Source organism: Brevundimonas sp. GW460-12-10-14-LB2, from assembly GCF_001636925.1.
Classification (GTDB): domain Bacteria; phylum Pseudomonadota; class Alphaproteobacteria; order Caulobacterales; family Caulobacteraceae; genus Brevundimonas; species Brevundimonas vesicularis.
Genome location: NZ_CP015511.1, coordinates 246,885 through 271,764, shown reverse-complemented (window position 1 = coordinate 271,764; position 24,880 = coordinate 246,885). Strand labels below are relative to the sequence as shown.

Below are 24,880 nucleotides of genomic sequence, written 5' to 3'. Positions count from 1 at the left end.
TCAAAAGACCGGCTGATCGGCCAGAACCACCGCGCCCTGGCTGCGCATGCGATCGCTGTCGATCCGGCGCATTACGGCCTGGGCCTGTGGATCGGCCATGACGCCGCCCAGCATGACCAGCGCCTTGGCGGCCTCGGTCTGCACGCCGAACATTTCGGACAGGGCCTCGAACGGCGACTGCTGCTTGGGGAAATGCTTGAAGCGGACGGGCTCGTTGTCGGGAATCTTGGCCAATTGGCGGGCCTTGTTCACCGCCTCGGTCACGCCGCCGAGCTGATCGACGAGGCCCAGCGGCAGGGCCTGAGCGCCGGTCCAGACGCGACCCTTGGCGATTTCGCGCACCCGGTCCGGCGACAGTTTGCGGCCCGTCGCCACACGGGTGATGAAGTCGTCGTAGATCCGGTCCATCGAACCGGCGAAGGCCGCGCGCTGCTGGGGGGTGAACTCTTGCGTCGGCGAGAAGGCGTCGGCGTATTCCCCGCCCACCGTCAGCTCACGCATATCGACGCCGAACCGGCCCAGCGCATCGGCCAGCACGAACTTGCCGCCGAACACGCCGATCGAGCCGGTCAGGGTCGTCGGCTGGGCCACGATCCAGTCGGCCTCGGAACTGATCCAGTAGCCGCCCGAGGCCGCATAGGCGCCCATGGACACCACCACCGGCTTGCCCGCCGCCCGCGCCGCGCGCACGGCGGCCAGGATCTGCTCGGACGCCTCGGGCGAACCGCCGGGCGAAGAGACGCGGAAGACGATCGCCTTGACGCTCTTGTCCTCGATCGCGTCGTAGATGGCCTCTGCCGTGTCGTCGGAATGGATGGACGAGCCGCCGCCGAAGCTGGCGCCGCCGCCGCGCCCGGTGACGATGGCCCCCTCCCCGCCCACGATGGCGATGGCGTTCTTGCCCGAACCCGTGCGTTCGCCCTTCTGGCTGGCGTATTTGCCGAACTCGACGATCTCGGCGCCCTTGCCGGCGCGGGTCTTGATGGCGATCTCGGCCTCTTCGACCTGGCCCACCTTGTCGATCAGCCGGTTGCTGAGCGCCTGCTCGGCCGAATATGGGCCGGCCTCGATCACCGTTTTGAGCGCCGGGGCCGTCGTCTTGCGATCCTTGGCCGCGTTGGCCAGGGCGGTGTCGTAGATCGACGTCATCCAGGCCGTCATCGCCTCGCGGTGGGGGCCGGTGTAGTCGCTCTGGGTGTATTCGTTGACGGCGTTCTTGTACTCGTAGCGCTGTTCGAACTCGGGTTTGACGCCGTATTTCTGGAAGGCGCGGCCCAGGAACAGGCTGTCGGCCGAGAAGCCCGTGGCCTGGAAGCCGGCGGTGTTCTGCATCCACAGCTCCGACGCCGAGGCCCCGACCATGTAGGTGGACATCACCGCGCCCGACGGGGCGAAGCCCTGACTGTGTGCGATGACCGGCTTGCCTGCGTTGCGGAAGCGGTGGATGGCCTGGCGCAGTTCGTCGGCGGTGGCGGGTGTCATGCCGCTTTCCGGCAGGCGGATCAGCAGAGCCTTGACGCTGCTGTCGCTCTGGGCCTGATGCAGGCCATCGACCACGTCCGTCAGGGCCAGGCCGGAACTGCCGAAGGCCGCGAACGGATTTGACGACGGCTGGTCGCTGACGCCGCCGCGCAGGTCCAGCTCCAGCACGGTGGTCGCCGGCGTCGTCGGCTTGGACGACGAGGCGACGGCGACCGTCAGCAGCACCACGGGAATAACGACGACGAACAGGATCAGCCCGGTGAAGACACCAAGGACCGTCAGGAAGAATTGCTTCATCGGAGGGAAAACGCGCGCTCGCAGGCCGGAAATGGCGTCGCCAGCATAGGGGGACGCGGGCCGTCGTCAAATGACGCGCGTGCAATCCGTCGGTTGACCTAGCGTTCGCAGCCGCACCCGATTGCTGCGACGCAGCGTGCGGATTGATGCGAGGCCCGGAAATCCCTATATGAGCCGCCTGTGAGCGAGGGCCTGCGCCCCGCGTTTTTCTTGCTGGAGACCGCACGATGCTGGTCACCCTGATGAAGTCCAAGCTGCACCGCGCCACGGTGACCCAGGCCGATCTCGATTACGAGGGATCGATCGCCATCGACATGGACCTGCTGGACGCCGCCGGCATCTATCCGCACGAGCAGGTCGATGTGCTGAACATCACCAATGGCGCGCGCTTCACCACCTATGCGATCGAGGCGCCGCGCGGCTCCAAGGTCATCGGCGTCAACGGCGCCGCCGCCCGCCTGGTGCAGAAGAACGACAAGGTGATCGTGGTCACCTACGGCCAGCTGCCGCAAGAAGAAGCCCGCCAGTGGAACCCGAACGTGGTCCTGCTGGACGACGCCAACGCGATCAAGACCGCCGGCTAAGGCGCTTCGCTTCTCAGAATGCAAAAAGGCCCGCCGGCGACGGCGGGCCTTTTCTTCATCCGATTGATGCGATCAGCGGGCGATGTCGTAGACGCCCGTGATGTCGATCCGCACCGTCAGTTCGCCGGCGGAAACCGGCGTGCTCTCGGCCCGGTCCATCGACACGGCGCGGGCGGCGAACATCGGCATCGGCGGCTGGGGCGCATAGCCGCCGCCCTCGGTCAGGTTGCGGATGCCCGAGAGCTGGACGTTCAGCGACTGGGCGTACAGCTGGGCCTTGGCCTGCAGGTTGCGCACGGCCAGCTGGCGCGCCTGGTTTTCGGCGGCGGTCGGATCCTTCAGGCCGAAGCTGATGCCGTCGATCTGGTTGACGCCGGCGGCGACCACGGCGTCGGCCGTCGTGCCGACCTTGCTCAGGTCGTTGATGACCACCGTCACGCGGTTGACCGCCTGATAGCCGCGCAGCTTGGGTGGTTCGTTCTGGACATAGTCGTATTGCGCCGACAGGTTCAGACCGGAGGTCTGGATATCGCGTTCAGCAATGCCCGCGCGACGCAGGGCGGCGACGACGCGCGTCATTTGCGCAGCGTTATCGCGCATGGCTTGCTGAGCCGTGACGGCCTCGGTCTGAACGCCGAAGGTGATGGTGGCCATGTCCGGCGCGGCCTTGACCTCGCCATAGGCCGACAGGTTCAGCGACGGCGCGGGTTGCATCATGTGCACGGCTCCCATGGGTTCGGCCGTCTGAGCCATGGCGCGCGGCGTAGCGGCGGCCAGGAAGGCGGCGGCGGCGACGGCACCGCCCAGGGCGACGGTCTTCAACGACAGGGTCTTCAGGGGGGCGGCGGCCAGGGTGCGGGTCATGCAGTCTTCTCCGTGAGCGATCCGGGACCGGCGCGTTCGCCGATCCGTTGCAACGACCTTGGCCGTTCTCGCCTGAACCAACGCCCGTGCGCCGTGGCAGTTTCCGTTCATCTTCGTGAAATCGCCGAAAGATCGCCTTCTTGCCCGCCCCCGCTTGGCAAGCCGCGCCCGCGCCTGCTAGGCGAAACCCCTACCGCCGAGGCGCGCCTTGGGGGCCTGTAGCTCAATGGTTAGAGCCGACCGCTCATAACGGTCTGGTTGGGGGTTCGAGTCCCTCCGGGCCTACCACCCTCTTCGTTTTCGACAATGAAAACAACGGGTTTAGATGGTTTGACACTCAGGGTTTGACACCGGCCGTTCTCTTTTCGGCCTTTTCGAGCTTGGCGATCGCCGTGTCTGCAAGCTTCGCCTGGTCCGCAGAACGGGTGTAGGTCTCCACCTCGTCGAGGCTGGTATGGCCCAGGACGGCGGCGATTTCTTTGGTCGTCGCGCCAGCTTCGGCCAGCCGCCGGCCCGCCGCCTTGCGCAGGCCGTGCGGGGTGCGGCCCGTCACGCCGGCAAGCGTCGCGCGCTCTACGAACCAGCTGGTGAAGCCGGCCGGTGAAAACGGCCTGCCGTACTGCGTCAGAATGAACGTCATCCCGGCGCCGTGCCGGGCGATCTCGGCTTTCAAACGCGGGTGGACCGGAATCCAGATCGGGACGTCTGTCTTGTCCTGAGTCACGGCGATTCGGCCATTCTTGACGTGCTGTTGCCCCATGCCGACGACGTCGGACCGGCGGACGCCCGTATAAAGCAAGAGGTACAGCGCGAGGCGCTCGCGCGTGCCCTCCCCCCACTTCGCTTCGAACGTCTCGATCTCGGCCTCCGACCAGGGGATGAAACCCTTGGACTTGCGCTTTCGGGACTTGGTCTCTCGGACCGGGTTGTCTTTGCGCCAACCCAGTTCGACGGCGACAGCGAAAGCCTTCATCAGACGCTTGCGCAGATTGCGCTGGGCGCCGGGCCGATCGGCCATCTGGTGGAAAATGCCGTTCAGATGCTGCGGCTCGATCGAGACGGCGGACCGGCCGCCCCAAGCCCCAGCCCGAAAGCGATCCAGGATCTGACGATAGGTCTTCTGGGTCTGAGGCTCGAGATCGAGGAAGTCGGCCGAGCGATAGTATTCGATCATCAGGTGGTTGATCGAGCGCGGCTGAACCTTCGTTGCAGGGTCAGCCTTGGGCGCGCGGCCGTGCGCCAGGGCATAGGCCGCCATGAACTCGGCCGAGCCGGGATCGCCCGGCAAGCCGACGGTCGCATAGCCCTTGCGCCGATAGTAATGGCGGATCCGTCCATGGCGGTCTTTGAACCGCTGGACATAGGCCAGGTCGATCGTCGCCATGCCGTTCATTGGGGCAGAACGTCATCCCACTCGTTCCGCCCGCTCGCCTTTGCTGCGGCGACATCCATCCGGTCGCCCAACACCAATCGAAACCCGCCTTCCTTGGGGAAGTCAACGGCGGCGACCTGGTGGCCGCACTTCTCCATCACGCCCATAGCGCGCTTGATGTCCGCTGCGGTGAAGGCGACGCGGGTGGTCATGCGGCTGCCGCCTCATCGGCAAATGCCCTGATGTTGAGCCGAACCGGGTTTGTCATCGCAGCGCCCTCGCCGCCGAGGTTGCGGCGACGCCGGGATTGAGGGCGACGCCATCGCCGGCGCGCTGACCGTCGCGGTAGGCACCCCAGTTCATCGGCCGCCTCGCGGATCCCGTCTCGATCTCGACGCCGCGCCTGGCCAGCTCTTCGGTGATCAGGGCGTTGCGCAGGACGACAAGTCCTCGGCCCGGCGGCTGGGGCGGGATCATCGCGATGATCCGCGCGGCGAGCCGGTCCGCCATGCCGTCGAGGAAGGGCATGACGCGTGCGGCCTGTTTGATGTGCGGCAGGCGGCGGACGGCCTTCATGATCGCTGCCGATTCCGTTCGCATGGCGCGTTCGCAGATGGCCAGCAGATAGGCGGCGATCTCAACCTCGTGCGTCAGGCCGACGAAGGTGATCCGGGTCGGCGCGGCACGGCCGCCGGTCCAGTACCGGGTGTTGGTCAACTTCGCGATCGCGCTCGCGGGTTTCCAAAGCTTCAGCCCGACCGTCCCGGCGGCGTCGTGGACATGGTCGCCGAAGGGCGAGGCGCGCAGATCGGCCTCGTCCATCGTCATATTGTAGTCGGCCAGCAGCTGGGCGAGCTTCTCGGCCGCCGCCATGGCCTCAGCTTCAGTGCAGCCGTTCTCGACCGTCTTGGCCCGCAGGGCGCGGATGCGGGCGGCGATACGTTCACGCTCGTTCATTCGCGCACCATGGCGTCGAGTTCGGCGCGCGAGGCGTTCGGCAGTGGGTCGCGGCGCAGGATCGGCACGATCAGCTTCCCGCGCCGCTGCTTCGCCCGTTCATTGGCGAGGTCCGTCTCGAGCCGATCGAGGCGAGCAAGGGCTGAGCGTGCGGCGGTGCGGGCGGTATGGGCCTCGGCGCGGCGGTCCTCGATCTCCTGCTGAAGACGCGTCACCTCGGCGGCGGTGGCGTCGCGCTGGTCCTGGGTCAGGCCAGCCTCGGTCAGCAGGGCGGCAACCATCAGGCCCGCACCTGTGGCCCGATACTCCTGACGGTCGGGCGCATAGTCGTCGGGCGCGGCGACAGGGACGATCAACCCCTTGCGCTCAAGGGCGGCCGTGGCGGCGCAGGCGTAGTGGTCCGCGCCGCTGGCGATCCGATGCATGGCCATGACCTGGCTGCGGGCCAGCGACAGGGTGAAGACGCCGGAGGTCACATAATCCTGGAAGCGGAAGTTGCTCACTGCGCGGCCTCATCCAGAACGCGGAAGCTAACCGCCCAAACCCACGGATCGGCGGCGGCCGAGCCTGCGCCGTTGATGTGATCCCACAGCTCGAAATAGACCCTGCGGGGATCATCGCCGATGATCGGAAGGTGCGTCGCCACTGACCACATGCCGGGCGTCGTCCACTCCAGGCCCTCGGCCTTCGCGTCATTCTCGGAGCAGGCGAGCAACCGTTCGGCGCGAACCTCAGCGATCTCCAGCGTCAGCCGGGACATCCAGCGCGGCATGTGGATCGAAGGTCGCCAGCGAAGCTCGTTGCGAACTTCGCTGTCATCTTCCGTGGCCTGATAAGCGAGGTACTGGTCTTCGAGATCGGGGGGGCGGACCTTCGGAATCGGGGCGCGCTCGTATTCGTAATGGTTCAGACCCCAGGTCTCACGAACCCATAGCTTGTCGCCCGGCGCGCCGTAGGGGCAGGCAATGGCAGGCTGCTCGCCCTCCCCCCCGTAGCGGTAGTGGCAAGTCTCCTGCGGCGTGCCGACGTGCGCCCGTTCGATAAAGCAGGCCTCGTCTCTGACCATGACGGCCTCAAGCTGCCGCTCCTCGTGAGGCGCTCCCTTGATGACCCGGCGCGTCTGGCTCTTTCGGCCGTCGAGGATGGCCCGAACCATAGGGCCGCTGAACAGGATCGGTCGCTCTCTCACGGCTGCACCTCCGGGTATCCGTCGTGCTGGACTGCGTCGAGGCGGCGGCCAGCGGCCTTCTTGCCGGCGCGGTAGCAGGTCGGCTCGTCGTCGATGTGCATGCCCTCGGCCGACGCCGGGGTCAGGGTTTCGAAGTGCCACTGATCATTGAACCAGTCAGCGGTTTCGACGGTGCGGCCGAGGGTGTTCTGAGCGTTCTCGCCCGGCGTCCAGTCGCCCCATTGCTTGAACAGGAATGGCGTGCCAGCGGCAGCGCAGTCGTCGCGGATGTCCCGTGCCCAGTTCGGGTGCATGGGGCGGGAGCCTTGGCCGCTCTCTCCCCCGACGACGACCCAGTCGATCCGCGAGTCCGTCGGGCCGCTGCCGCGCTCGGTTTCGGTCGCTGGAAAATAGGCGGTCCACTTGCCATGAAGCGCATCGATCTTGATGTCCTGCTTCTGGTCGTCGATGGCGGCGAGGTTGAGCGGAGCGAGCAGCGGTTCGGCCGAGATCCAGTGGACGGCGGCGGGGACACGCAGCAGCGTCGGCACGCGTTCGGCTGCGCGCGTCTGGTCCTCAGCGCTGACGCCCAGCCAGACGTTCGGCAGGGGCCAGGGGGTGTCGTCAAAACTGACGCCATGGGATGCGCCATCAATGCGGGCGGCGGCGTCCTCCAGCACCTGGGGCACGAGAAAGGACATGTGGTCCAGGGCTTCCTGGGATTCCGCAAGCCGGACGAAATAGGCCAGCATCCGCTCCGGTCGCTTGGTCAGGATCTGGAAGACGTGCTGGGGGCACAGCGCCATGACGGCGAAGATCTGGTCCAGCTGGTCATCGGTGACGCTGTCGTGGAACAGATCGCCGTGGGCGGCGACGAAGATCTTGCGCGGCTTGGACCAGCGCAACGGCTGGGTCAGCCAGTCGGCGTTGAACCGAACCTGACCATTCCAGACCGGCCCGGCCTTGGTGTCGGTCGTCAGGCCCTTGCGCGATGGGTGGTCGCGCAGGCGGGTGCCGGCGAGCTTCATCGCATAGCAGTTCGTGCAGCCCGGCGAGACGACGCTGCACCCGGTGACGATGTTCCAGGTCGCGTCGGTCCATTCGATGTGGGTGTGATCGGCCATGGTCAGTAATCCCCGACCGAGGTCACCACGGCGTCCTCGTCCAAGACGATCTTGGTTCCGGCGGCATAGTAGGCGCGGATCCTGTCGGACAGGCCGTAGCAACGCCCGATATTCTGGGTGTCTTTGAGGTCCCGCTTGTCTATCCGTGCGCTGCTGATCGTGCCGTCCTGGTTCAGCAGCAGGCTGTGCCGGCACTGGTGCTTGTCGCGGGACGAATGGTGCTGCTCTTCGTCCAGATAGAGCCAGACCGAGCCGTATTCAGACCGCTCGACGATAACCGTGATGACCTCGCCATAGCCATCATCATGCCTGCCCTCGATCATGCCCTTGGCGATCTCTGACAGCTTGATCTCGGCGGGGGCTATGTTCAGCAGCTCTCGGATGTCTTCGGCCAAGCGTGCGTCGATCAAGGCGCTGGCGTGATCCGTGACCTGTTTCTCGATCATGCCGGTGACCAGAAGCCCGTAGGACGGAAGGTTGAGGTCGTTGACCGCAAGGCTGGCCTTCACCGCCTCTTTGATCTGTTTGCCGATGTCGCTGTAGCTGCGGAGGGCGTCGTCGACGGCTTCTACCACCAGCTTTTGGACGCGGCTCGCCACCTGACTTTTCACGAAGTCCGGGGTCATGACTTCGGCGACGGCTTTGTTGATCAGGTCAGTGGTGTCGGCCATCAGGCGGCGTCCTTCATGTCGTCGGCCATCACGAGGCGGTTGCGGCGCAGGGCGGCTTGCAGGACGGCCATGCCCTGGCCGTCGAGGTAGGCGTGGCCGATCAGACGGTCGCGGTCGTTGCCGGCGTCCAGGGCGAAGACGGAGACGGCGCGGCGGTTATGGGTGTCGCCGTCGATCTCGAGATCTTCGACCTCGACCAGTTCGAGGGCCTGAAGGCCGCGCTCGCGCTGTATGTGGCGGGCCAAGGCTTCGAGGTCGGGGAAGGCTTTCGGCTTGTCGGCGGGGTTCGCCGTCAGGATGGCGAAGCGGACGTCGTGGGACATGCGGTATCTCCGGCGATACAGGTTGCGGGGTGCGGGGGTCGGGTGGTTGTGGGCGGCCAGCAGGGCGACGCCTTCGATCCAGGGGCGGTCCATCAGGCGGCCCCTTCCTGATCCGCGCCGGCGTCGGCCGTGCCGTCGTCACCCGTCGGCGTGTCGCCGGCGGCGAGGTGTTCGTCGGTCAGGATGACGGCGCCCTCGTGGGTCCAGTCGAAGCCGTCGTCGCCGAACGCGACGCCATTGTCGTCAAGGAAGCTGGCGAGGATCTGCGCGGCCAGTTCGGCGGCCTGCTCCTCCGTCAGATCGGGGCGGCGGTCGGCGGCGACGGCGGCGATCGCCTCGACGAACTCCTCTTCGCTGGGCGCGTCAGCTTGGGCCGGCGTTGGGGTCAGAACGCCGCCGGCGGCGTTGGCGGCGACGACGATCATCTGATTGATCGCCAGTTCCTGCTCGCTCGGCGCGGCGTAGTGATTGAGGCGGTCTTTCACCGTCTTGCCATTGGCGGCGGCGATGATCCCGGAGGGCAAGGCTTGCCACGGCAGGGGGCGGTCGAGGTCGCTGGCGATGCTGACGACTTCATCCGGCTGGCCCGCCTCCGGGCGTTCTTGGGCGGCGGCCAGAAGGCGCAGATGACGCTGGCGGGCCTCGGCCCAGACCGCGACACGCGCGGCGTTCGCGGCGGCGCGGTCCTGATCTTCCTTGGCGCGCTGTTCCGACGCCACTCGCGCGGCCTCGACCAGTGCGGTGCCTTCAGCCGTCAACTCGCCTGGATCAGCCAGCCAGGGTGTGCCGAGGACAGGCGCCTCATCGTCCCACTTCGGCGCTTCAGCCCCGAACACTTTCGCCTGGGCCTCGCGGAGGGCCGCGATCCGCGATTCGCTGGCATGCAGTCCTGCGGGCAGCGGGGGATTGCACCAATCCACGCCGTGGGGCGCGCCGTAGCCGCGTTTGACGACGAAGCGGCCGAGGCGCGAGCCGAACTGCTTGATGCCTGAGAAATCCAAGACGCCCAGCTCTTGGAGGCGCGCACCTTCAGGCGATGCGCTGGCATCCGGGGCAACCACAATCTCGTTCCACAGGTTGCCGTACTCGGTCATCTCGTAGGCGGCGAAGATGGTTTCGACGGTGGCCAGCCATTCGGCTGGAGTCAGGTCGATCGGCTTCGGGGCGTTGTCCTTCGCCGTGAGCTTCTGGCGGGCGTCCCGCACCGACAGGTGTTGGGGGTCGTCACGCGGCAGGGTCATCCGCTTCTGGTCGGCCTCGTCCAGCTTCAGGAAGCGGCGGTGCTGCTGGACGTGTTCGGGGGTGTAGCCGAGGCGTTCGGCGATCAGCTTGTTCTCGAAGCCCAGCTCCGCCAGCTGCTCGAAACCCTTGGCCTTCTCGATCGGGTTCAGCTTCCGACGCAGCAGGTTCTCGGCGATGGCGGCGAAGCGGGTTTCCTTGGCGTCGCGGTCCAGCAGGCGGGTCAGGATCGGCTCTTCGGCTTCCCAGTCGCCGTCGTTGATCGCCTCGCCGATGGCGCGCCAGCGGCGCTCGCCGGCGACCAAGCGATAGCGCGGTAGGGTCAGTTCGCCGGCCGGGGTGACGACGGTGATCGTCGCATCCTGAAGATCATCCTCGGCCATGGGCCGCACGACCAGGTTTTGAAGCAGGCCGTTCTTGACGATGTCTGCACGCAGGGCGTCCAGCTCATCCTTCGCCTCGTCGCTGGTCCAGTCCTGACGGGCGTTGTCCGGGTCGGGCAGGATCTGGTCGTGGCGAAGCGCCAGCAGGCCGTCCGGAAGGCCCTCCCCGCCCTCCGCGGTTTCGGCGCGGTTGATGGCCTCGAGCTGCTGATCGCCGTCATCGGTTAAAACGACAGGCCGGCCGCAGGCCTGGTCCGGCCGCTCGGTGATCAGCCCCGCGTTGGTCAGGATGGTCAAATCCCGCGCGATATTGCTGGGATTGCGCCCTGCGGCGGTGGCGAGTTCGGAGCGGGTGCTCCACTCACCCGCCTGTATGGCGCGCAATAGGGCGGCGGCGGACACGGCGACGGGGTTAAGGGCGAAGGCGGTCATGATCGGGATCCGGTCAGGCGAAGGCGCGCAGCGCGAAGATGGCGGCGGCGATCAGGGTGGCGATGATGAGGAAGCGGGCGCCCGTCTTATTCGGGCGGGGGTTCAGCGGGCCGCCATCCGGCGAGCGTCGATCGGCCTCGTCGGCGACCTGATCGAGGCGGAGGGCCGTGCCGAAGGCCCCGGCGAAGGCGTTGTCAGCGCGCAGTCTGTCAGCGACGGCGCGGGCGTCGTCCGAGGTCAGCAGGCGGTCGTAACCGGGCATGACGACGGCGATGCGCGTTTCTCGGGCGATATTGCGCGCCGCCACGATGCACGGCTCGGTGTAGCAGGACGCCTCCATCGCAAGGACGCAGTCGGCGACGCGATCGACGCCGGGGCGAACGGATCGGGCGACCATGGCGTCGACCCGCTGCGCCAAGCGCAGGGTCGATCCGACGGAGAGGTGACGAACCGGGTTCGTCGGGAAGGGCAGGACGTTGGACATGGCGCGGACGCTCCGAAATGAAGCGAAGTATGTGCACGGCATACCGAGGAGCGCAACATAAAATATGCGGAGCGCATACCTGACGGGTGGGCGTCTACGTCAAAAACGGTCGTCGCATTAGTCGGGGGGACTCGACTCCGCTCCAGAGCTGGCGATTCGTTAACGCGACAGGAGGTGACCAATGGCGAGAAAGACCATTCACTGTGTCCAGATCTTTTGGCGGGTTGATGGGCGGCTAGAGGGCGGACCTATCGAACAGTTTCTCACGGAGGATGCCGCGAGGGCCTACGGCGAGTTCAAGGCCGGCGATGCGTCAGGCGTTGCAGTGTTCACCCTGTGCGGAGAGCCGGGTGCGGATCATTGGGATGAGGCGGAGGTGGTCGTCGTGCATGGAGACGCCCCAGCAGCCTAGGGCTATCTGTTCCGCTCGCGGATAGGCTGTGTAAGATGGATCCCTGCAACAATGCAGTGGGCCTTGGAGGGGCAATGAAACATCTCACGCTTTTAGCGGCCTGCACGGCCTCAGTTGCTGTCGCCAGCTGCGCCACAATGCCAACTTCACCGCCGATTCCGTTGTCTTCGAGTTACGATCCAGCGGAGCAAGTTATTCGCCCCGGATCCAACTCGATATCAGGAAACGCCGTCCTTCGGACTGTCGGTGGCGATGTTCGGACGTGTGCGGGCTACCCGGTCACCATCGTGCCAGTGACAGCCTATGCTACCGAGAGGTTCACCGCGATCTATGGGAATTCCCAGAGTGGCTATATTCCGCTCAGCCAGGGAAAGACCTTTAGCCCCGCGAACCCTCACTACGAAAATGAAGCGGGCCGGACTGAGACGTGCGACAGTCAGGGCAACTTCTCATTCGCGAACATCGCTGACGGGTCTTACTACATCGTCACGATGGTCGTCTGGGGAGTCCCGCAGTCGGCATACTACACCGAGCGTCAAGGTGGCCCATTGTTTCAGAGGGTGGAAGTCAGCGGCGGGGAGACCAAGCGAGTGGTCTTGACCCAGAACTAGTGTGAGTTGCGGCTGAGTTCCGCTAACCCGGTTCTCAGCCGCTAGTCGTTTGTGCCTGTCCGCTTGAAGCTTTCCAACACGCGAAGAGCCGTTGGTTGATCTTCAGCAGGTATTGCTGCCCAAGTTTCGAGGACGCTGGTCGGCAAATCGTTTGGGTCATGATCTAGCAGCATGCCTGGCGTCGTCCCGAGCACAGGGGCGATCTTCACCAGCCATTTGTGGGACAGACTCATCCGTCCGACTTCAAGTTGCTGCACAACCGCTTTGGTTGAGTCGATCGCCGCAGCCACCTCGTCCAGCGTCATGTGCCGGAACTTCCGCCAGGCGCGCAGATAGTTATGCTCCATCCATACATTGTGCGCTTGTCGAAGGCGGCTGTCGTTTCGCTCTGCGCATACTTTTGACCTTGCTAGTGAGTATGTTGATAGCATACCTTCGCCTGTATGAAGGTTCCTCCTGACATCAAGGCGGCTGATCTCCAACGGATCGGCATCAGCAAGCCCTACTCGCACCAGCTCATTAGCGGTGCGCGGATGCCATCTCTGCCGCTCGCTCTGCGCATCAAGGCTGAGCTTGGCGTGGCTGTTGAGTGTTGGTCCCATAATGGCGCGGCGTCCTCGTCTTCTGATGACGCGGTTGTGGCGCCGGGCGCGGATCATGGCGCCGAGAAAAGCTTGGCTGTTTTCTCCCCAGCAGGAGGCGCGGCATGAGCGCCGAACCCAATCGCTGGCTGAAGCTGAAGACGAAGCTGCTGATCAAGGCCTGTGGCGGGCTGGAAGAGGCCTCGGCCGCCTGCGCGGAATCATGCCGGCCCTATTCGGTGCCGCACCTGTCCCGTTGCCAGCGGCCCGACGGCCCCGACTTCCTGCCCATCGACATCGTCCTGTGCCTGGAAGCCTATTGCGGCCAGCCGATCGTCACGGCCGCGATGGCCGAGGCGCGCCCGGCTGGCGACGTGGTCGGATGCCTGCGCGACGAGGTGGCGGATGTCATCGAGCGCGGCGGCGACCTGTCCAAGGCGGTGCGGGCGGCGATGGCGGATGGTCAGGTCGATCCGCGCGAGGGCGCCGAGATCGGCGTGATGCTGGACGCCTTCTTCGAGGATCTGCACCAGGCGCGTCAGGCTCTGGCCGAGGCGATGCGGCCCGGAGAGGCGGCGGCGCGATGAGCGGCAACACCTTCCGCACCCGGCTGGGCGTGTGCCCGACGACCCCGCAAAAGGACATGGCGGCCTTCGACGCCCTGCCGCCGCTGGTGCGGGCGCGGCTGCGCGACGCGCCGTGCAATGTCGCCAGCGAGCCGCTGTTGCGGTTCTGGCGCTCGGATATCGGTGACGCCTCCGAACGGCACGACGCCCTGCTGGCCAAGCTGGATCGCGGCCTCGGCCGTATCGCGATGGGAGCGGCGGCATGACGCGGATCGATCACGTCGATGCGGACTTCGTGCGGCGCAAACGCGCCCTGCGCGCCAGCTGGAGCGCGATCGCCGGGATGACCGGATGTTCGGAGCTGGAGCTGCGGCGCAAGTTCGACGCGTCCGTGCCCGCCGTGCCCATCCTCAAACCGGCCCTGTCGCCGCGCGAGAAGGCGGAACGCGCGCTGGTGAAGGCTGGCCTGGGTAAGGATGCAGCGGCCATCGTCGCCCGTCTGTGGCACGCCAACGGCGCCGTTCTGCCCAGCGCACAGTTGGCCCAGGGCATCGCCGGCGGCGGCGCGGCGCGCGCGGTCTGCGTCACGGCGCGAGAGATCGCGAAGGCGCGGCTGGGCCTGACCTTCCGCGAAAAAGGGTTCGGGCTGACGCCCGCCGATCTGGTCGTCGTGTCGCGGCTGGCTGAAGCCTGGGAGGCCGGTCAGTGAACCGGCGCCCCGGCAAACCGCAGTCGCGACCCGCCGGGGTCAAGAGCCGAGCCGATTGGCGCGGTCTGGTCGAGCTGGCCAAGGCCTGCGCCGACGACGCCGCCGAGGAGGCGTTCGGTCAGGACGCCGAACTGCGTCTGGCCAGCCTGGGCAACCGGGTCAATGGCGCCTCGACCGAGGTGTTCGCGCGCGAGGCTGGGGCGGCGACGACGGACGCCGCGAAGGCTTTCGTGCTGGCCGCCAAGGCGTTCGCGCGGCGCGAGACGCCCGGCGAGGTGCGGCGGCGACTGGCGGCCTCGGTCGCCGACCTTTCGATGTTTTTGGATCAGCAGCTGACCGGCCTGGCGGACCGGGATTTTCGACAGGCCCATCGCGGCCGTCCGGAGGTGTGGGGATGAGCATTCTCGATGGCGCTATCGGCCGGTGGCCTACATGAGCGCGCAGATCACAGCCGCCCATGTGGCGCTCGCGGTCGTGGCGGCGTGTCGGATGACGGGGGCGGATCCGCAGGCCGTGTTCGGCCCGGCCCATGGCAACAAACGCGCCCGACTGATCGCGGCGGCGGGCCTGATGACGGCGCTGAAGCTGAAGCCCCGCGACGTCGCCGGGGTGTTCAAGGTCGATCGGTCGCGGCTGGCCCCGTCCATGCTGCGCAACGCGGACATCGAGGCGGACCACCTTCTGACCGTCGCGGAGGCGCTGCGGACTGGCGGCGTGCTGGATGGCGCGCGCCCACAGCCAAAGGCGGCGGACGCGGATGCGTCGGCGCGTAAGCCCTCGCCGGTTCAGACGCGCCCGGATCGCCCGGTCGCCCCACCGCCTTCGCCCCCGCCACCGCCGCCCGCCCAGCCCCCCGAACCCGATCGCCCCCGTCCCGCCGCGACGAACCCGGTTCGTTCGCGGCCGACGCCGGCGCGGTCCGGCGCGGTCGAAACGCTGAAGGCCGTCAGCGACAACATGGTGCGCTGGTCGCGGATCTACCTGTCGCGCGGCGTGCCGATCGGCGACCTGGCCGACCTGTTCGACGTCGACGTCGAGGCCTTGGCTGGCCGCCTGAAGCCCGAACTAGCGAGGGCCGCCTAATGGGAACGCGCTACGTCCCCCATTCGGACCTTTGCGGCTGCCGCCGATGCGCGCTTCAGGCGGACCGGGAATGCCCTGCTCCGGTATATGACGCGGTCGAAGACCCTGATGTTCTCGATTGCGGCTGCGAGGCTTGGCGCGGGTGTGATTGCGAGGCGTTCGAGCCATGACCGCCGACATCGTCGAATTCCCCGCTCGCCCGGCCGGCGAGCCTGTCCGCGTGCGCCGCTTCGCGGCGGCGGGTGACATCGTCGTCCTCTGCCTCAACGCCACCGTCGGACTGTGGGCGGCCTGGCCTGTCGCCGCCGTCGATGACGATGGGGTGGTGATGGGCGTTACCAATCGCGCCGGCAAGATGCTGGGTGTCGGTCGGCTGAACTGCGCGCCGGACGTGCTGGCCTTCCGCGCCGCCGACCATGATCCGGAGGCCTTCGCCGCCCTGCGCTGGCGGACCTGGATGGATCAGGGCGATGCGGTGATCGCCTTCGCCGAGATCGCGAGGTCGCGCGATGTGTGAGCGATGCGACCTCTTGGCGGCCGAGCTGGCGCAGATGAAGGATGAGCTGGCCGAATGGCGGCGACAGGCGTCGGAAGAGCGCAGCGTCGTCGTCCACGGCGAGCTTCGGGACCGCTGGTCCAGGACGCTGCGTCTGGCCCCGTTGCTGTCGCAGGCTGTCATCCTGCTGGTCGAACGTGAGGGGCGCGCGGTCCGCTACGACGCGATCGCGAGGGCGACCTGCCGACACTTCGACGACCTTGCCGACCCCTGCACAAGCGCCAAGGTCACGGTGCACAAGGTGCGCCGGGCGATGGCGGCGGTCGGCATCAACGACGGGATTGAGACGGTCTGGGGCGTCGGCTATCGCATGCGCCCGAATGCAGCAGCCGCGCTGAGGCGGGTCGTATTCGGGCCTGACGTGCCCGCCATTGTCGAGGTGGCGGCATGACCCATGACTGGTCCGTTGCTGTCGATGACGCGATCGTTGCGGCTGCCCGAAGCGGCGCGGTCTTCGCGTTCAGTCTGTCGGGCGGAAAGGATTCCGGGGCGGCGGGCGAGGCCGGTCAGCGGTTCCTCGATGCTGTCGGTCATCCAAGGGATCGGCGCGTTGCGATCCATGCCGATCTCGGGCGAGCCGAGTGGAAAGCGACGCCCGAGGCTGTCGCCGCTACTGCCCGTCACCTAGGCCTGCCGCTGATGGTGGTGCGTCATCGAACGCACGACATGGTCTCGCGCTGGGAGACCCGGTTCACCCACGGCAAGCGGCGATATGCTGAACTGTCCGTGTTCAATCTCATCGGTCCGTGGTCGTCATCTAGCCTGAGGTTCTGCACGTCGGAGATGAAGCAACAGGTGATCGCGCCTGCGCTTCAGCGGGCCTTTCCCGGAGAGACGATCGTCTCTGTCGTCGGCATTCGCAGGGACGAAAGCGTCAAGCGGGCCGGGGCGCAGATCAGTAAGCCGGAGTCCGCGCGGGATCGGGCTGATGGGTCGCGCATGATGACCTGGCATCCGGTGCTGAACTGGTCGGCGCAGGCAGTCTTCGCGCGCCATGCTGTGACGGGCCTGCCGCTGCATGAGGCCTATTCCGTCTACGGATCCAGCCGGGTCAGCTGCGCCTTCTGCGTCATGCAAAGCGTCGGGGACCAGGCGGCCGCCGTGCGCTGCGCCAGCAACATAGACCTATACCGACACCTCGTCGCCATGGAGGCGGGGTCGAGCTTCAGCTTCCAGCCGGCGCGCTGGCTGGCCGACGTCGCGCCAACGTTGCTGAGCGAAGGTCTCGCCTCGGACGTTCGTCGCGGCAAGGCTATGGCGCTTCAGCGGCGATCCCTTGAAGCGGGACTGCCGGAAGGCCTGCGCTACGTCAAAGGCTGGCCGCTACGGGCGCCGAACTGGGCAGAAGCGGAACAGGTGGTCGCGGCGCGCCATGTGATCCTCGATCACCACGGCTTGCCAGATCTGTTCCCGACGCCCGGCTCGGTCATCGCAAGGTTCGAGCAGCTGATGGTTGATCGCGATGCAAAAACGGCGACGCGAGCCGCTCGGAAAAGGGTCGCCGTCGAGCGTCAGTTGAGGCTCGCAGCATGATCAGACGTCTTCTTGATCGCGTGCGCTTCGAAGACTGGCGCGGCACGCAGGATGGCCGGGCGACGCTTTGGTCGCGGACACTTCTGGAATGGAGAGGCTGGCGGTTGGCGCTGCATCGCATGGTCGGTCCCGACGATCCCGGCTGTTTCCACACGCACCCCGCATCCGCGCTGAGGATCATTCTTGCGGGCGGCTACGTCGAAGAGCGCGAGGATGGTCAGGGCTGGGCGTGGTTGCCCGGATCTATCGGCATCGTGCGGCCTGAGCTGTCGCATCGGATCTCGGCGCTGTTCGACGACATGTCTTACAGCTTGTGGATCCGCGCGCCGAAGCGGGCGGCCATCCAACTGCGCGGATCCGGCTGGAAGCGCGAGGTGCGCGATGACGCGTGACCTGTTCGGCGAGACGCCTCGGCCGGCCCCGAAGGCGGGCGAGATCGCCTTGGCGATGGTGCTGCACGGGCAGACCGACAAGGCGTGGCTGCTGGCCGAGACCAACGATCGACGCGACGCGCAGTGGGCGCCGAAGTCGCATGCGAAACGCGGCGACGGCCGCGACGAGAACATCTGGACCATGCCGACCTGGCTGGCCCAGGAACGGGGGTGGATGTGAGTAAGCTTGGGGAGGCCGGCGCGTTCGAGGCGGCCTTGAACCTGCTGCGCGAGCAGCTGCGGGCGGTGGCGGACGTGCGCCGTCAGATCGCCAGCGATGAGGCGCTGAGGGCTGAAGATCCGAAGCATCAGCACGCGCTGATGGTCCAGACGCTGAACGAGATGGGGCAGCTGGGGCGGGCGATCAGCACGCTGGAAGCCGTCGAGGCTGGGCGGATCCTTATTGCGCCGGAGACGGTCACGCGGCCCCGCGTGGCGGCGGCGGACCTGCCGCCGATCGAGCGGACCAGCGCCCTGGCCCTGAAGACGCCCAGCGCGCCGCTGGGGGCCTTGTCATGAGCGACGTGGCGGTGACGTGGGCCAAGGCGCAGGAATGCGTCGATGCGGCCGGCAAGAAGGATCGCAACGCCAAACAGACGCTGGTGCATCTGGCGTCCTACGTCGATGCGCTGGGCGTGGGCTGGGCGTCGGTGCCCGTCCTGGCCATGGAGATGGATGTCTCGGAGCGGTCGGTTCAGCGCGGCCTGAGGGCGCTGGAAGCCATGTCGCTGATCAAGGCGACGGGCGAAAAGAAGAACATGGAGGGGCGTCTGTACCCCTATTATCAGCTGCCGCTAGAGACGGGTCACGCCAGCACGGCCCGTCGTCGCAGGGCCGAACGGGCGGCGGCGCGGGGTGACAGGGTGTCACCCCAAGGCGGGGAAAATCCGGGGTCGCCGGGTGACAAGGTGTCACCCCAAGATGTCGCATCTGTCACCCCACGGGGTGACACGGGTGTCACCCAAATAGGGAAGGGAATTACTCAAGGGTTTAAACCCTCCGCGAGCGTGCGCGCGAGTGAGGCTGCCGGGAAGGCTTGGGCGACGAAGGCGCCGGAGCGGGTCGCCCCGCCACGGGTCGAGGCGTCATGGCTCAACGCCGTCGAGCGCAGCCGTGAAACCGACGACCGGATGCTGAGCGCGGTTCGGGCCTGCGTCGCTCGTGATCCCGACTTCGGCCGGGGCAAGGCGATGAACCTGGACCGCTGGCTGGACGAGGATCGGTTCATGGCCTGGCTGCCGGACGACGGCGCGCTGGCGCAGGCCCCGATCGTCCTGGGCTGGGCGGGACCGGCGAACGTGAGGGCGGCCGTCATGGACGCGATGGGGGAAGCGGGCGTGGCCAGCTACCTCAATCACGCGGGCTGGGACGACGGGCTCTGCGCGGTCGTCGCGGCGACGAAGATCGGGGCGCAGCGTCTGACGGATGGGGCGGGTTCGGCGCTGAAGGCGCTGGGCGTCAGGGTGATGACGAAGGGGGCGGCGCATGGGTAAGACGGCGATGTCGATGCGGCTGAGCGCAGAGCAGCTGGCGCGCATGGAGGCCAGCCGGGCGCGGCGCGTGGCCGGTCCCGTCGAGGTGGTGGTGTCGGGCGTGACCCTGCGCCCTTCGCAGCGGGATGCGCTGATGGAAGCCGAGCGTCTGGCCGGCGGCGGCTTGGCTGAGCGACGCAAGGCGGCCATGCTGGTCCGTCTGGTCGAGGGGCAGTTGAAGGCGGCGCGCGATGGGGCGGCCGTCGAGGCGGCGATCGAGGACACGTTGCTGCGGGCCGAGGCGCGCGGCGAGGCGTTCGAGGTCGAGACGGTGGCGGTCGGCGAGTTCCGGCGCGACGACAACGGCGGGCTGGCGCGGCTGAAGGGTCAGCCCATCCTCGACGTTCAGACCGTTCGGCGGGCGCGGCGCATCGATGGGATCGCCAGCCTCTATCGGGCCGGGCATCTCGACGACGACCAGCTGCGGATCGCGGACGAGTATCGCCAGCTGGTCGAGGCGGCCCGCCCGCCGATCGGCGTCGCGACGATCGAGCCACGCGTGGGCCTGGCATGGGCGGATCCAGAGGCTCCGATGGCGGCGGCGATCGAGCGAGGACAGGCCGGCGCGCTGCTGTCGAGAAAGCACGCGGCGCTGACGCCGGAACAGGCCACTGTGCTTCAGGCCGTCGCTGGTCGCGGTGAGAGCATTCGGGGACTTACGGGCGGCGGTCGTCGGTGGCAGACGAATCGGTCGCTGCTGATCGAGGCACTTACACTTTCCGACAAAGTTCGATCGGTCGAGAAAATGTAGGTTGTCGGACGGGAACGCTAAGTGCATCCGTTCCCTCACTTCCAGAGGTGCGACCCCAGCCCGCCCGGCCCTGCCGAGGCGGGTTTCTCGTGGGCCGCGCCAACTTCATGGGTCCTTCCCCGGTCCCCTTCGCAATACGGTCGGGCTGGGCGTGTAATCTTTTTAGTGAACCGGTTTACGAAAACGGTTGACGGTTGACGGGGTGGTTGACGCATGAGGCGATCCCAGTTCGCCGCGTTGATCGGCGTCTCCAAACAGCAAGTCGGCAAGTATGTATCTGACGGCGCAGTCCTCCTGGACGGCGCTGACGTCGACGTCGAGGAAAGTCTCGCTCGGCTCGAGGGCCGACTGGACGAAACGAAGCGCCAGCGGGCCTTGGCCATGTGGGGCGGACGGGCAGCGTCGCCCTCAGCGCCCCGGCCATCCGGATCAGGGACCGCCGGCAAGGCTCTGTCGGGGAAAGCAAGGCACGACGAAGCGCGAGCCGAACTGGCCGAACTGGAGCTGGCGCAGCGTAAGGGCGAGCTGCTCGAAACGGCGGACGTGGAGAGAAAGGCCGACGAGGCCGTCCAGGCGTTGCGGGAGACGATGGCAGCGGGACGGCGCGAGGATGCCGATCAGATCTGCGCCAAGTTTGGCATTCCTGCGGAACGCGCGACCGCACTGGCTCGTGAACTGAACACGCGCGACGAGAGGGCGCTAGGTCGCTTCGCGCGAGCCATGGCGGTGCTTGCATTCGACGACGGCGAAGACGCGATCGAAACAAACCCGGTTCGTCCGGAGGCTGAGGGCCTGGCAGTATGAGCCGTTCGGGATTGGCGTCAGCTGCTGCCGTTGTCTTCGGCGCGATCGCGGCGGCCGCTAAACCCGCGCCCAGCCGTCGCGTCGCTGAGTGGGCTGACCAGGATCGTTGGGTTGCAGCGGAATCTGGGTCGTCACGGCCTGGCAAATGGATGAACGCCACCACGCCTTACGGCGTGGAGATGATGGAGTGTTTGGACAACGACTATCCGGCTCGCCGGGTGATCGTCAGTGCCGCCGCACAACTCATAAAGTCGGAACTGTTTCTGAATTGGGCTGGGCAAACGATCTGCGATGATCCGGCGCCCATGATGCTGGTGCTGCCCAGCTTGGATGAGCTTCGGAACTGGAACTCGACCAAATGGCAACCGACGCTCGATGCCACGCCGGCGCTTAAGCGCCGTGTCTTTGAACGGGTCGAGCGATCGCGCGCGGGGTCGACCACCAACTTCAAGGCGTTTCGCGGCGGCTTCTTGATGGTCACGACGGCCATGTCGTCGAAAGGCCTTCAGGGTCGGTCGGTGAAGCGGCTCGCTTGCGACGAGGTGTCCGAGTTTCCGCTTGATACAGGCGGACGAGGCGACCCGATCAAGCAGGCCGAGACGCGTGGGGACGGGCACGACGACTTCAAAGCGTTGTACACCTCGACGCCGAAGGAACTGCCCGGCTGTCGCATAACAAAGATGCTGCATGCCGGCGATCACCGCATCTACTATGTCGATTGTCCGCACTGCGGAGAAGCGCAGCAGCTGGTCTTCGAGCAGTTGCAGCCGCCGACTGTCGAGAACCCCCGTGTCGCCTATGGCTGTCTGGCGTGCGGTTCGGACATTGACGAGATCCACAAGCCCGCGATGCTGGCCGGCGGCAGGTGGATCAAAACCTACACATCGGAAGATCCGGCGAATCCGGCTCCTCCCCTACACTTCCCCGCCGACCAAATTGCGCACTGGCGAGCGCGAAGTTCTGAGGGGCGTGATCCCAGTTTCCACCTCTGGCAAGCCTATTCGCCATTCAAGTCCTGGAGCGTCCTGTGGGGCGAGTACCTCGAGGCCTCGAAGGACGACGCGGACCTTAAAGTCTTCTGGCAACAGAAACTCGGCAGGGCATGGGATCCGGCAACGGACGCTCCAGACGAGCAGAAGTTGTTCGAAGCGCGGGGCCGCTTCGTCCGGCGCGGCGTCGTGCCAGCCTGGGCGTGCGAACTGGTGCTGGCCGTCGACAACCAGGGCGATCGGATCGAGTGGGATGGCTATGCGATGGGGCCTGACCTCTCGATGGCCCGCTTTGACTGGGGGGTCATTGAGCACGATCCGCTGACGGCGGAGGCCTGGGCTAGCTTGGCGGAGGTCGTCGGTCGCCGCTATCCCGGTGAAGTCACCATTCCGCTGGGATGGGACATGGTCGGCGTGGATCTGGGCGGCAAAAAGGGCACGACGGAGCGGGTGTACCGCTTCGTTCGCGCCCGCCCGAACGTCGTCGCCGTCAAGGGTTCCTCTAATCCCGATGAGGTGCCGCTAAGAAAGGGCAAGCGGCGAGTTCTTCGTCTCAAGGATGGCTCCACGCTGACGATCGAGCCGCATCTGATCGGCGGTCACGGTCTGAAGCTGGACATCTACTCGATGCTTCAGACCAGCCTTGAAGCCGAGACCGAACGGTTGCCGGGCGGGCTTTACAATCCGGCGGACGCCACGCTGGAAGACTTCAAGCAATACACAGCCGAGGTCTATCGCAAGCCAGCGACGCAACGCGCCGGAGCTATCGGTCACTGGGACAAGCTCCCCGGCCGGTCGAATGAACGTCTCGACAACGCCATCTATGCGCGCGGGATGTTCTGGTCGCGGGGCGCCTACACCCGGACGGAAGACGAGTGGCGCGCCCTGTTCGAGGCGCGGGCTGAGCGGCCGGAAGCGGTGCTGCCTCTGTTCGACGCAGTCGAGATCCCGATGGTGATGCCGGCTGAACCGGCGTCGAACCCCGGACCGACGAACAACGCCTGGCATTCGAGCCGAAGGAAACTGTGATGGCTCTATCGATCGAAGAACAGGCCGAGCTGGGCCGTCTCCGCACCGTTCGCCTGCGCCTGATCTCAGGCGAGAACGTCGCCAAGATCACGTCTAACGGTCGCTCGGTCGAATATAGCCAGGCCAGCCTGCCGAAACTGGAAGAGATCATCTCGGGTCTCGAGCGTCGCGCTGGCCGCCGTCGCGGCGGTGCTATCGGCTTCCGCTTTTAGGAGCGTCTGCATGACATTGCTCGACGCCTCGGGGCGCCCCATCAGTTCGGCGCCGCAGCGGCGTGTCCAGGCGCTCGCCGGCGGCTTCGACTTTACGTCCGCCTACGATTCAGGCGGGACGCGTGGCCCGGTGATGGCTGATTGGTTCGCCCAAATCCGATCGGCGGATCTCGAATGGATTCCCAACCGCAACCCGTCCGTCGCGAGAGCGCGGGACATCGTTCGGAACGATCCCGTTGGGGCGTCAGCGGTCTCGCGCCGGCAGAATTCGGCGATCGGGCGCGGCTGGCGTCTCTCGGCCCGGCCGAATGCGCGTGCACTCGGCATCGATCCTGCGGTCGCGCGTGATCTAGGCTCTCAAATGGAGATCGAGTTCAGATCTCACGCCTATGGCCACGCGTTCGAGATGGATGCCGAGCGGCGTCTGAACTTCGGCCAGTTGCTTCGGGTCACGACCGCGCATCTAATGGTGGACGGCGATGGTCCGGCGCTCATCGAATGGGCGCCAGACGAAGGCACGCGCTATGCAACCCGTTTGCGCCTGGTCGATCCCGATCGACTGTCCAATCCAATGGGGCGGATGGACGATCGCTTCCTGCGCGGCGGCATCGAGCGGAACGGCGTGGGCGTGCCGATCCGGTATTTCTTCCGGGAGCGGCATCCTGCCGACCTGGGCGTCGATGGCCAGCGATACACCTGGACCGGTTACGACCGTTTCACGGCATGGGGGCGCCCCCAGGTGCTGCATGCCTTCGATCCGCAGCGCGCTGAGCAGACGCGCGGCGTTTCCCGCTTCGCTGCGGCGCTGAAGAGTTTCCGGTCGCTGTCGAAGTTCGCAGATGCGACGCTTCAGGCTGCCACGATCAACGCCCTGATGGTCGCGTTCGTAAAATCCAGCGCTGGCCCGGAAGCGGTCAGCGAGTATTTGGCCGTCGACGATCTCAAGGGGTTCGAAACCTCGCGGGAGGGCTTCTACGAAGAAAATCCCGTGTCGCTTTCCGGCGGCGCGCGCATGCCGGTTTTGCCGTTCGGCGACGAGATCGAAATGCAGACCGCCTCGCGGGATGTCGCCAGCTTCGACGCGTTTGTCAGGGCCAATATTCGCCTCATCGCGGCGTCTCTGGACGTGACCTACGAAGAGCTGTCGATGGACTACAGTCAGACGAACTATTCGTCAGCCCGCGCCGCAATGGTGCATGCCTGGGCCGCGACCCAGTCGCTCGCGTCAGTTCTCGAGGCCCAGATCGTGCGGCCCTATTACGTCGCTTTCCTGGAGGAAGCGTTCGACAGGGGCTATCTGACGGTCCCAGCCGGCGCCCCGGATTTCTACGACGCCATCGACGCCTATGCAGAGGCGAAATGGATCGGTCCCGGTCGCGGCTATGTCGATCCGACCAAGGAAATCGACGCTGCGGCTGCGCGGATCGAGGCGGGCGTCTCGACGCTGGAAGACGAATGCGCGGACCAGGGTAAGGACTGGGAAGAGGTGCTTGACCAGCGTGCACGGGAACGCGATCGCCTTCGCGAACTCGACCTGGACGTCGCGACAAGCCTCGGCGGCGTTTCGCCGTCGCAAACCGACGCTGAGCAGGAACAGGCGCGCGACGCCCGTCCTGGGGCCTTGGCCCGCGTTCGCGGCATCGCCCGCTCTGCGGAACATGCCGCCCATCTGGATCAGCGCTCCGGCGCCTGAGGACACAC

32 protein-coding genes and 1 tRNA gene are annotated in these 24,880 nt (G+C 66.5%); 20 read left to right on the top strand and 13 right to left on the bottom strand.

Annotation, left to right across the window (positions count from 1 at the left end; translation table 11 throughout):
• Positions 1-1,779 (bottom strand): signal peptide peptidase SppA, encoded by a 1,779-nt coding sequence (gene sppA, locus A4249_RS01460; RefSeq protein WP_066550303.1) that lies wholly within the window; start codon positions 1,777-1,779, stop codon positions 1-3.
• 227 nt (positions 1,780-2,006) lie between these two features.
• Between sppA and panD the strand changes: the two genes are divergently transcribed.
• Complete coding sequence (gene panD / locus A4249_RS01455; protein ID WP_039246844.1) at positions 2,007-2,363, top strand: aspartate 1-decarboxylase; 357 nt, start codon at positions 2,007-2,009, stop codon at positions 2,361-2,363.
• 72 nt (positions 2,364-2,435) lie between these two features.
• Here the strand turns inward: panD and A4249_RS01450 are convergent, their stop codons facing one another.
• Positions 2,436-3,227: an SIMPL domain-containing protein gene (locus A4249_RS01450; protein ID WP_066550302.1), complete on the bottom strand. Its 792-nt coding sequence runs from the start codon at positions 3,225-3,227 to the stop codon at positions 2,436-2,438.
• Positions 3,228-3,439: 212 nt separating this feature from the next.
• Between A4249_RS01450 and A4249_RS01445 the strand changes: the two genes are divergently transcribed.
• A tRNA-Ile gene (locus A4249_RS01445) sits at positions 3,440-3,515 on the top strand.
• A gap of 49 nt (positions 3,516-3,564) precedes the next feature.
• Here the strand turns inward: A4249_RS01445 and A4249_RS01440 are convergent.
• Genes A4249_RS01440 through A4249_RS01395 form a run of 10 tightly spaced genes read right to left on the bottom strand, consistent with a single transcriptional unit; the run spans position 3,565 to position 11,380 of the window.
• The gene (locus A4249_RS01440) at positions 3,565-4,611 is read right to left on the bottom strand and encodes a tyrosine-type recombinase/integrase (RefSeq protein ID WP_066554623.1); all 1,047 of its coding nucleotides are present in this window, start codon (positions 4,609-4,611) and stop codon (positions 3,565-3,567) included.
• Positions 4,612-4,616: 5 nt separating this feature from the next.
• Positions 4,617-4,811 (bottom strand): hypothetical protein, encoded by a 195-nt coding sequence (locus A4249_RS01435; protein WP_066550299.1) that lies wholly within the window; start codon positions 4,809-4,811, stop codon positions 4,617-4,619.
• Positions 4,812-4,863: 52 nt separating this feature from the next.
• Positions 4,864-5,556 (bottom strand): DUF7168 domain-containing protein, encoded by a 693-nt coding sequence (locus tag A4249_RS01430; RefSeq protein WP_066550297.1) that lies wholly within the window; start codon positions 5,554-5,556, stop codon positions 4,864-4,866.
• Positions 5,553-6,059 (bottom strand): hypothetical protein, encoded by a 507-nt coding sequence (locus tag A4249_RS01425; protein WP_066550295.1) that lies wholly within the window; start codon positions 6,057-6,059, stop codon positions 5,553-5,555. The genes A4249_RS01430 and A4249_RS01425 overlap by 4 nt, the downstream gene beginning before the upstream one ends.
• Positions 6,056-6,712, bottom strand: a complete 657-nt coding sequence (locus A4249_RS01420; RefSeq protein ID WP_197458429.1) for a hypothetical protein — start codon at positions 6,710-6,712, stop codon at positions 6,056-6,058. Before A4249_RS01420 ends, A4249_RS01425 begins: the two co-directional genes overlap by 4 nt.
• Positions 6,713-6,741: 29 nt before the next feature.
• Positions 6,742-7,848 carry a DUF5131 family protein gene (locus A4249_RS01415; protein ID WP_066550287.1) on the bottom strand — a complete coding sequence of 369 codons (1,107 nt, stop codon included), beginning with the start codon at positions 7,846-7,848 and terminating at the stop codon, positions 6,742-6,744.
• A 2-nt stretch (positions 7,849-7,850) separates the two neighbouring features.
• Positions 7,851-8,519: a hypothetical protein gene (locus A4249_RS01410; protein ID WP_066550283.1), complete on the bottom strand. Its 669-nt coding sequence runs from the start codon at positions 8,517-8,519 to the stop codon at positions 7,851-7,853.
• Positions 8,519-8,935, bottom strand: coding sequence for a hypothetical protein (locus A4249_RS01405; protein WP_066550280.1), 417 nt, complete (start codon positions 8,933-8,935; stop codon positions 8,519-8,521). Before A4249_RS01405 ends, A4249_RS01410 begins: the two co-directional genes overlap by 1 nt.
• Positions 8,935-10,896, bottom strand: a complete 1,962-nt coding sequence (locus A4249_RS01400) for an HVO_A0114 family putative DNA-binding protein (protein ID WP_066550277.1) — start codon at positions 10,894-10,896, stop codon at positions 8,935-8,937. Before A4249_RS01400 ends, A4249_RS01405 begins: the two co-directional genes overlap by 1 nt.
• A 13-nt stretch (positions 10,897-10,909) precedes the next feature.
• Complete coding sequence (locus A4249_RS01395; protein WP_066550274.1) at positions 10,910-11,380, bottom strand: hypothetical protein; 471 nt, start codon at positions 11,378-11,380, stop codon at positions 10,910-10,912.
• A 181-nt stretch (positions 11,381-11,561) separates the two neighbouring features.
• Between A4249_RS01395 and A4249_RS01390 the strand changes: the two genes are divergently transcribed.
• Positions 11,562-11,792, top strand: a complete 231-nt coding sequence (locus tag A4249_RS01390) for a hypothetical protein (RefSeq protein ID WP_066550271.1) — start codon at positions 11,562-11,564, stop codon at positions 11,790-11,792.
• 652 nt (positions 11,793-12,444) lie between these two features.
• On the opposite strand, the gene A4249_RS16455 is transcribed toward A4249_RS01390, so the two are convergent.
• Complete coding sequence (locus A4249_RS16455) at positions 12,445-13,062, bottom strand: helix-turn-helix domain-containing protein (protein ID WP_156494591.1); 618 nt, start codon at positions 13,060-13,062, stop codon at positions 12,445-12,447.
• A gap of 47 nt (positions 13,063-13,109) precedes the next feature.
• Between A4249_RS16455 and A4249_RS01375 the strand changes: the two genes are divergently transcribed.
• The 17 genes from A4249_RS01375 (at position 13,110) to A4249_RS01295 (ending at position 24,872) form a co-directional block, all read left to right on the top strand.
• Positions 13,110-13,571, top strand: a complete 462-nt coding sequence (locus A4249_RS01375) for a hypothetical protein (protein WP_066550263.1) — start codon at positions 13,110-13,112, stop codon at positions 13,569-13,571.
• Entirely contained in the window at positions 13,568-13,816 is a 249-nt protein-coding gene (locus A4249_RS01370; protein WP_066550261.1) for a DUF6525 family protein, read from the top strand. Before A4249_RS01375 ends, A4249_RS01370 begins: the two co-directional genes overlap by 4 nt.
• A complete protein-coding gene (locus tag A4249_RS01365) occupies positions 13,813-14,259 on the top strand; it encodes a hypothetical protein (protein WP_066550259.1) in 447 nt (148 codons plus the stop codon). Before A4249_RS01370 ends, A4249_RS01365 begins: the two co-directional genes overlap by 4 nt.
• Positions 14,256-14,657, top strand: coding sequence for a hypothetical protein (locus tag A4249_RS01360; RefSeq protein WP_066550257.1), 402 nt, complete (start codon positions 14,256-14,258; stop codon positions 14,655-14,657). Before A4249_RS01365 ends, A4249_RS01360 begins: the two co-directional genes overlap by 4 nt.
• A 34-nt stretch (positions 14,658-14,691) precedes the next feature.
• A complete protein-coding gene (locus A4249_RS01355) occupies positions 14,692-15,342 on the top strand; it encodes a hypothetical protein (protein WP_156494589.1) in 651 nt (216 codons plus the stop codon).
• Positions 15,343-15,508: 166 nt separating this feature from the next.
• Positions 15,509-15,859 (top strand): hypothetical protein, encoded by a 351-nt coding sequence (locus tag A4249_RS01350; RefSeq protein ID WP_066550252.1) that lies wholly within the window; start codon positions 15,509-15,511, stop codon positions 15,857-15,859.
• Positions 15,860-15,872: 13 nt separating this feature from the next.
• A complete protein-coding gene (locus A4249_RS01345) occupies positions 15,873-16,289 on the top strand; it encodes a helix-turn-helix domain-containing protein (protein WP_066550249.1) in 417 nt (138 codons plus the stop codon).
• A complete protein-coding gene (locus A4249_RS01340; RefSeq protein ID WP_066550247.1) occupies positions 16,286-17,431 on the top strand; it encodes a phosphoadenosine phosphosulfate reductase domain-containing protein in 1,146 nt (381 codons plus the stop codon). The genes A4249_RS01345 and A4249_RS01340 overlap by 4 nt, the downstream gene beginning before the upstream one ends.
• Positions 17,428-17,823: a hypothetical protein gene (locus A4249_RS01335; protein ID WP_066550244.1), complete on the top strand. Its 396-nt coding sequence runs from the start codon at positions 17,428-17,430 to the stop codon at positions 17,821-17,823. The genes A4249_RS01340 and A4249_RS01335 overlap by 4 nt, the downstream gene beginning before the upstream one ends.
• Entirely contained in the window at positions 17,813-18,043 is a 231-nt protein-coding gene (locus tag A4249_RS01330) for a hypothetical protein (protein WP_066550242.1), read from the top strand. The genes A4249_RS01335 and A4249_RS01330 overlap by 11 nt, the downstream gene beginning before the upstream one ends.
• Positions 18,040-18,381 carry a hypothetical protein gene (locus tag A4249_RS01325; protein WP_156494587.1) on the top strand — a complete coding sequence of 114 codons (342 nt, stop codon included), beginning with the start codon at positions 18,040-18,042 and terminating at the stop codon, positions 18,379-18,381. Before A4249_RS01330 ends, A4249_RS01325 begins: the two co-directional genes overlap by 4 nt.
• The gene (locus A4249_RS01320) at positions 18,378-19,355 is read left to right on the top strand and encodes a hypothetical protein (protein ID WP_066550224.1); all 978 of its coding nucleotides are present in this window, start codon (positions 18,378-18,380) and stop codon (positions 19,353-19,355) included. The genes A4249_RS01325 and A4249_RS01320 overlap by 4 nt, the downstream gene beginning before the upstream one ends.
• A complete protein-coding gene (locus A4249_RS01315) occupies positions 19,348-20,145 on the top strand; it encodes a hypothetical protein (protein WP_066550221.1) in 798 nt (265 codons plus the stop codon). Before A4249_RS01320 ends, A4249_RS01315 begins: the two co-directional genes overlap by 8 nt.
• A 237-nt stretch (positions 20,146-20,382) precedes the next feature.
• On the top strand, positions 20,383-20,949 hold the full coding sequence (locus A4249_RS01310) for a hypothetical protein (protein ID WP_156494585.1): 567 nt from the start codon (positions 20,383-20,385) through the stop codon (positions 20,947-20,949).
• 149 nt (positions 20,950-21,098) lie between these two features.
• Positions 21,099-22,967 carry a terminase gpA endonuclease subunit gene (locus tag A4249_RS01305; RefSeq protein ID WP_066550216.1) on the top strand — a complete coding sequence of 623 codons (1,869 nt, stop codon included), beginning with the start codon at positions 21,099-21,101 and terminating at the stop codon, positions 22,965-22,967.
• Positions 22,967-23,179 (top strand): gpW family head-tail joining protein, encoded by a 213-nt coding sequence (gene gpW / locus A4249_RS01300; protein ID WP_066550210.1) that lies wholly within the window; start codon positions 22,967-22,969, stop codon positions 23,177-23,179. Before A4249_RS01305 ends, gpW begins: the two co-directional genes overlap by 1 nt.
• Positions 23,180-23,189: 10 nt before the next feature.
• A complete protein-coding gene (locus tag A4249_RS01295; RefSeq protein WP_066550208.1) occupies positions 23,190-24,872 on the top strand; it encodes a phage portal protein in 1,683 nt (560 codons plus the stop codon).
• Positions 24,873-24,880 lie beyond the last annotated feature (8 nt).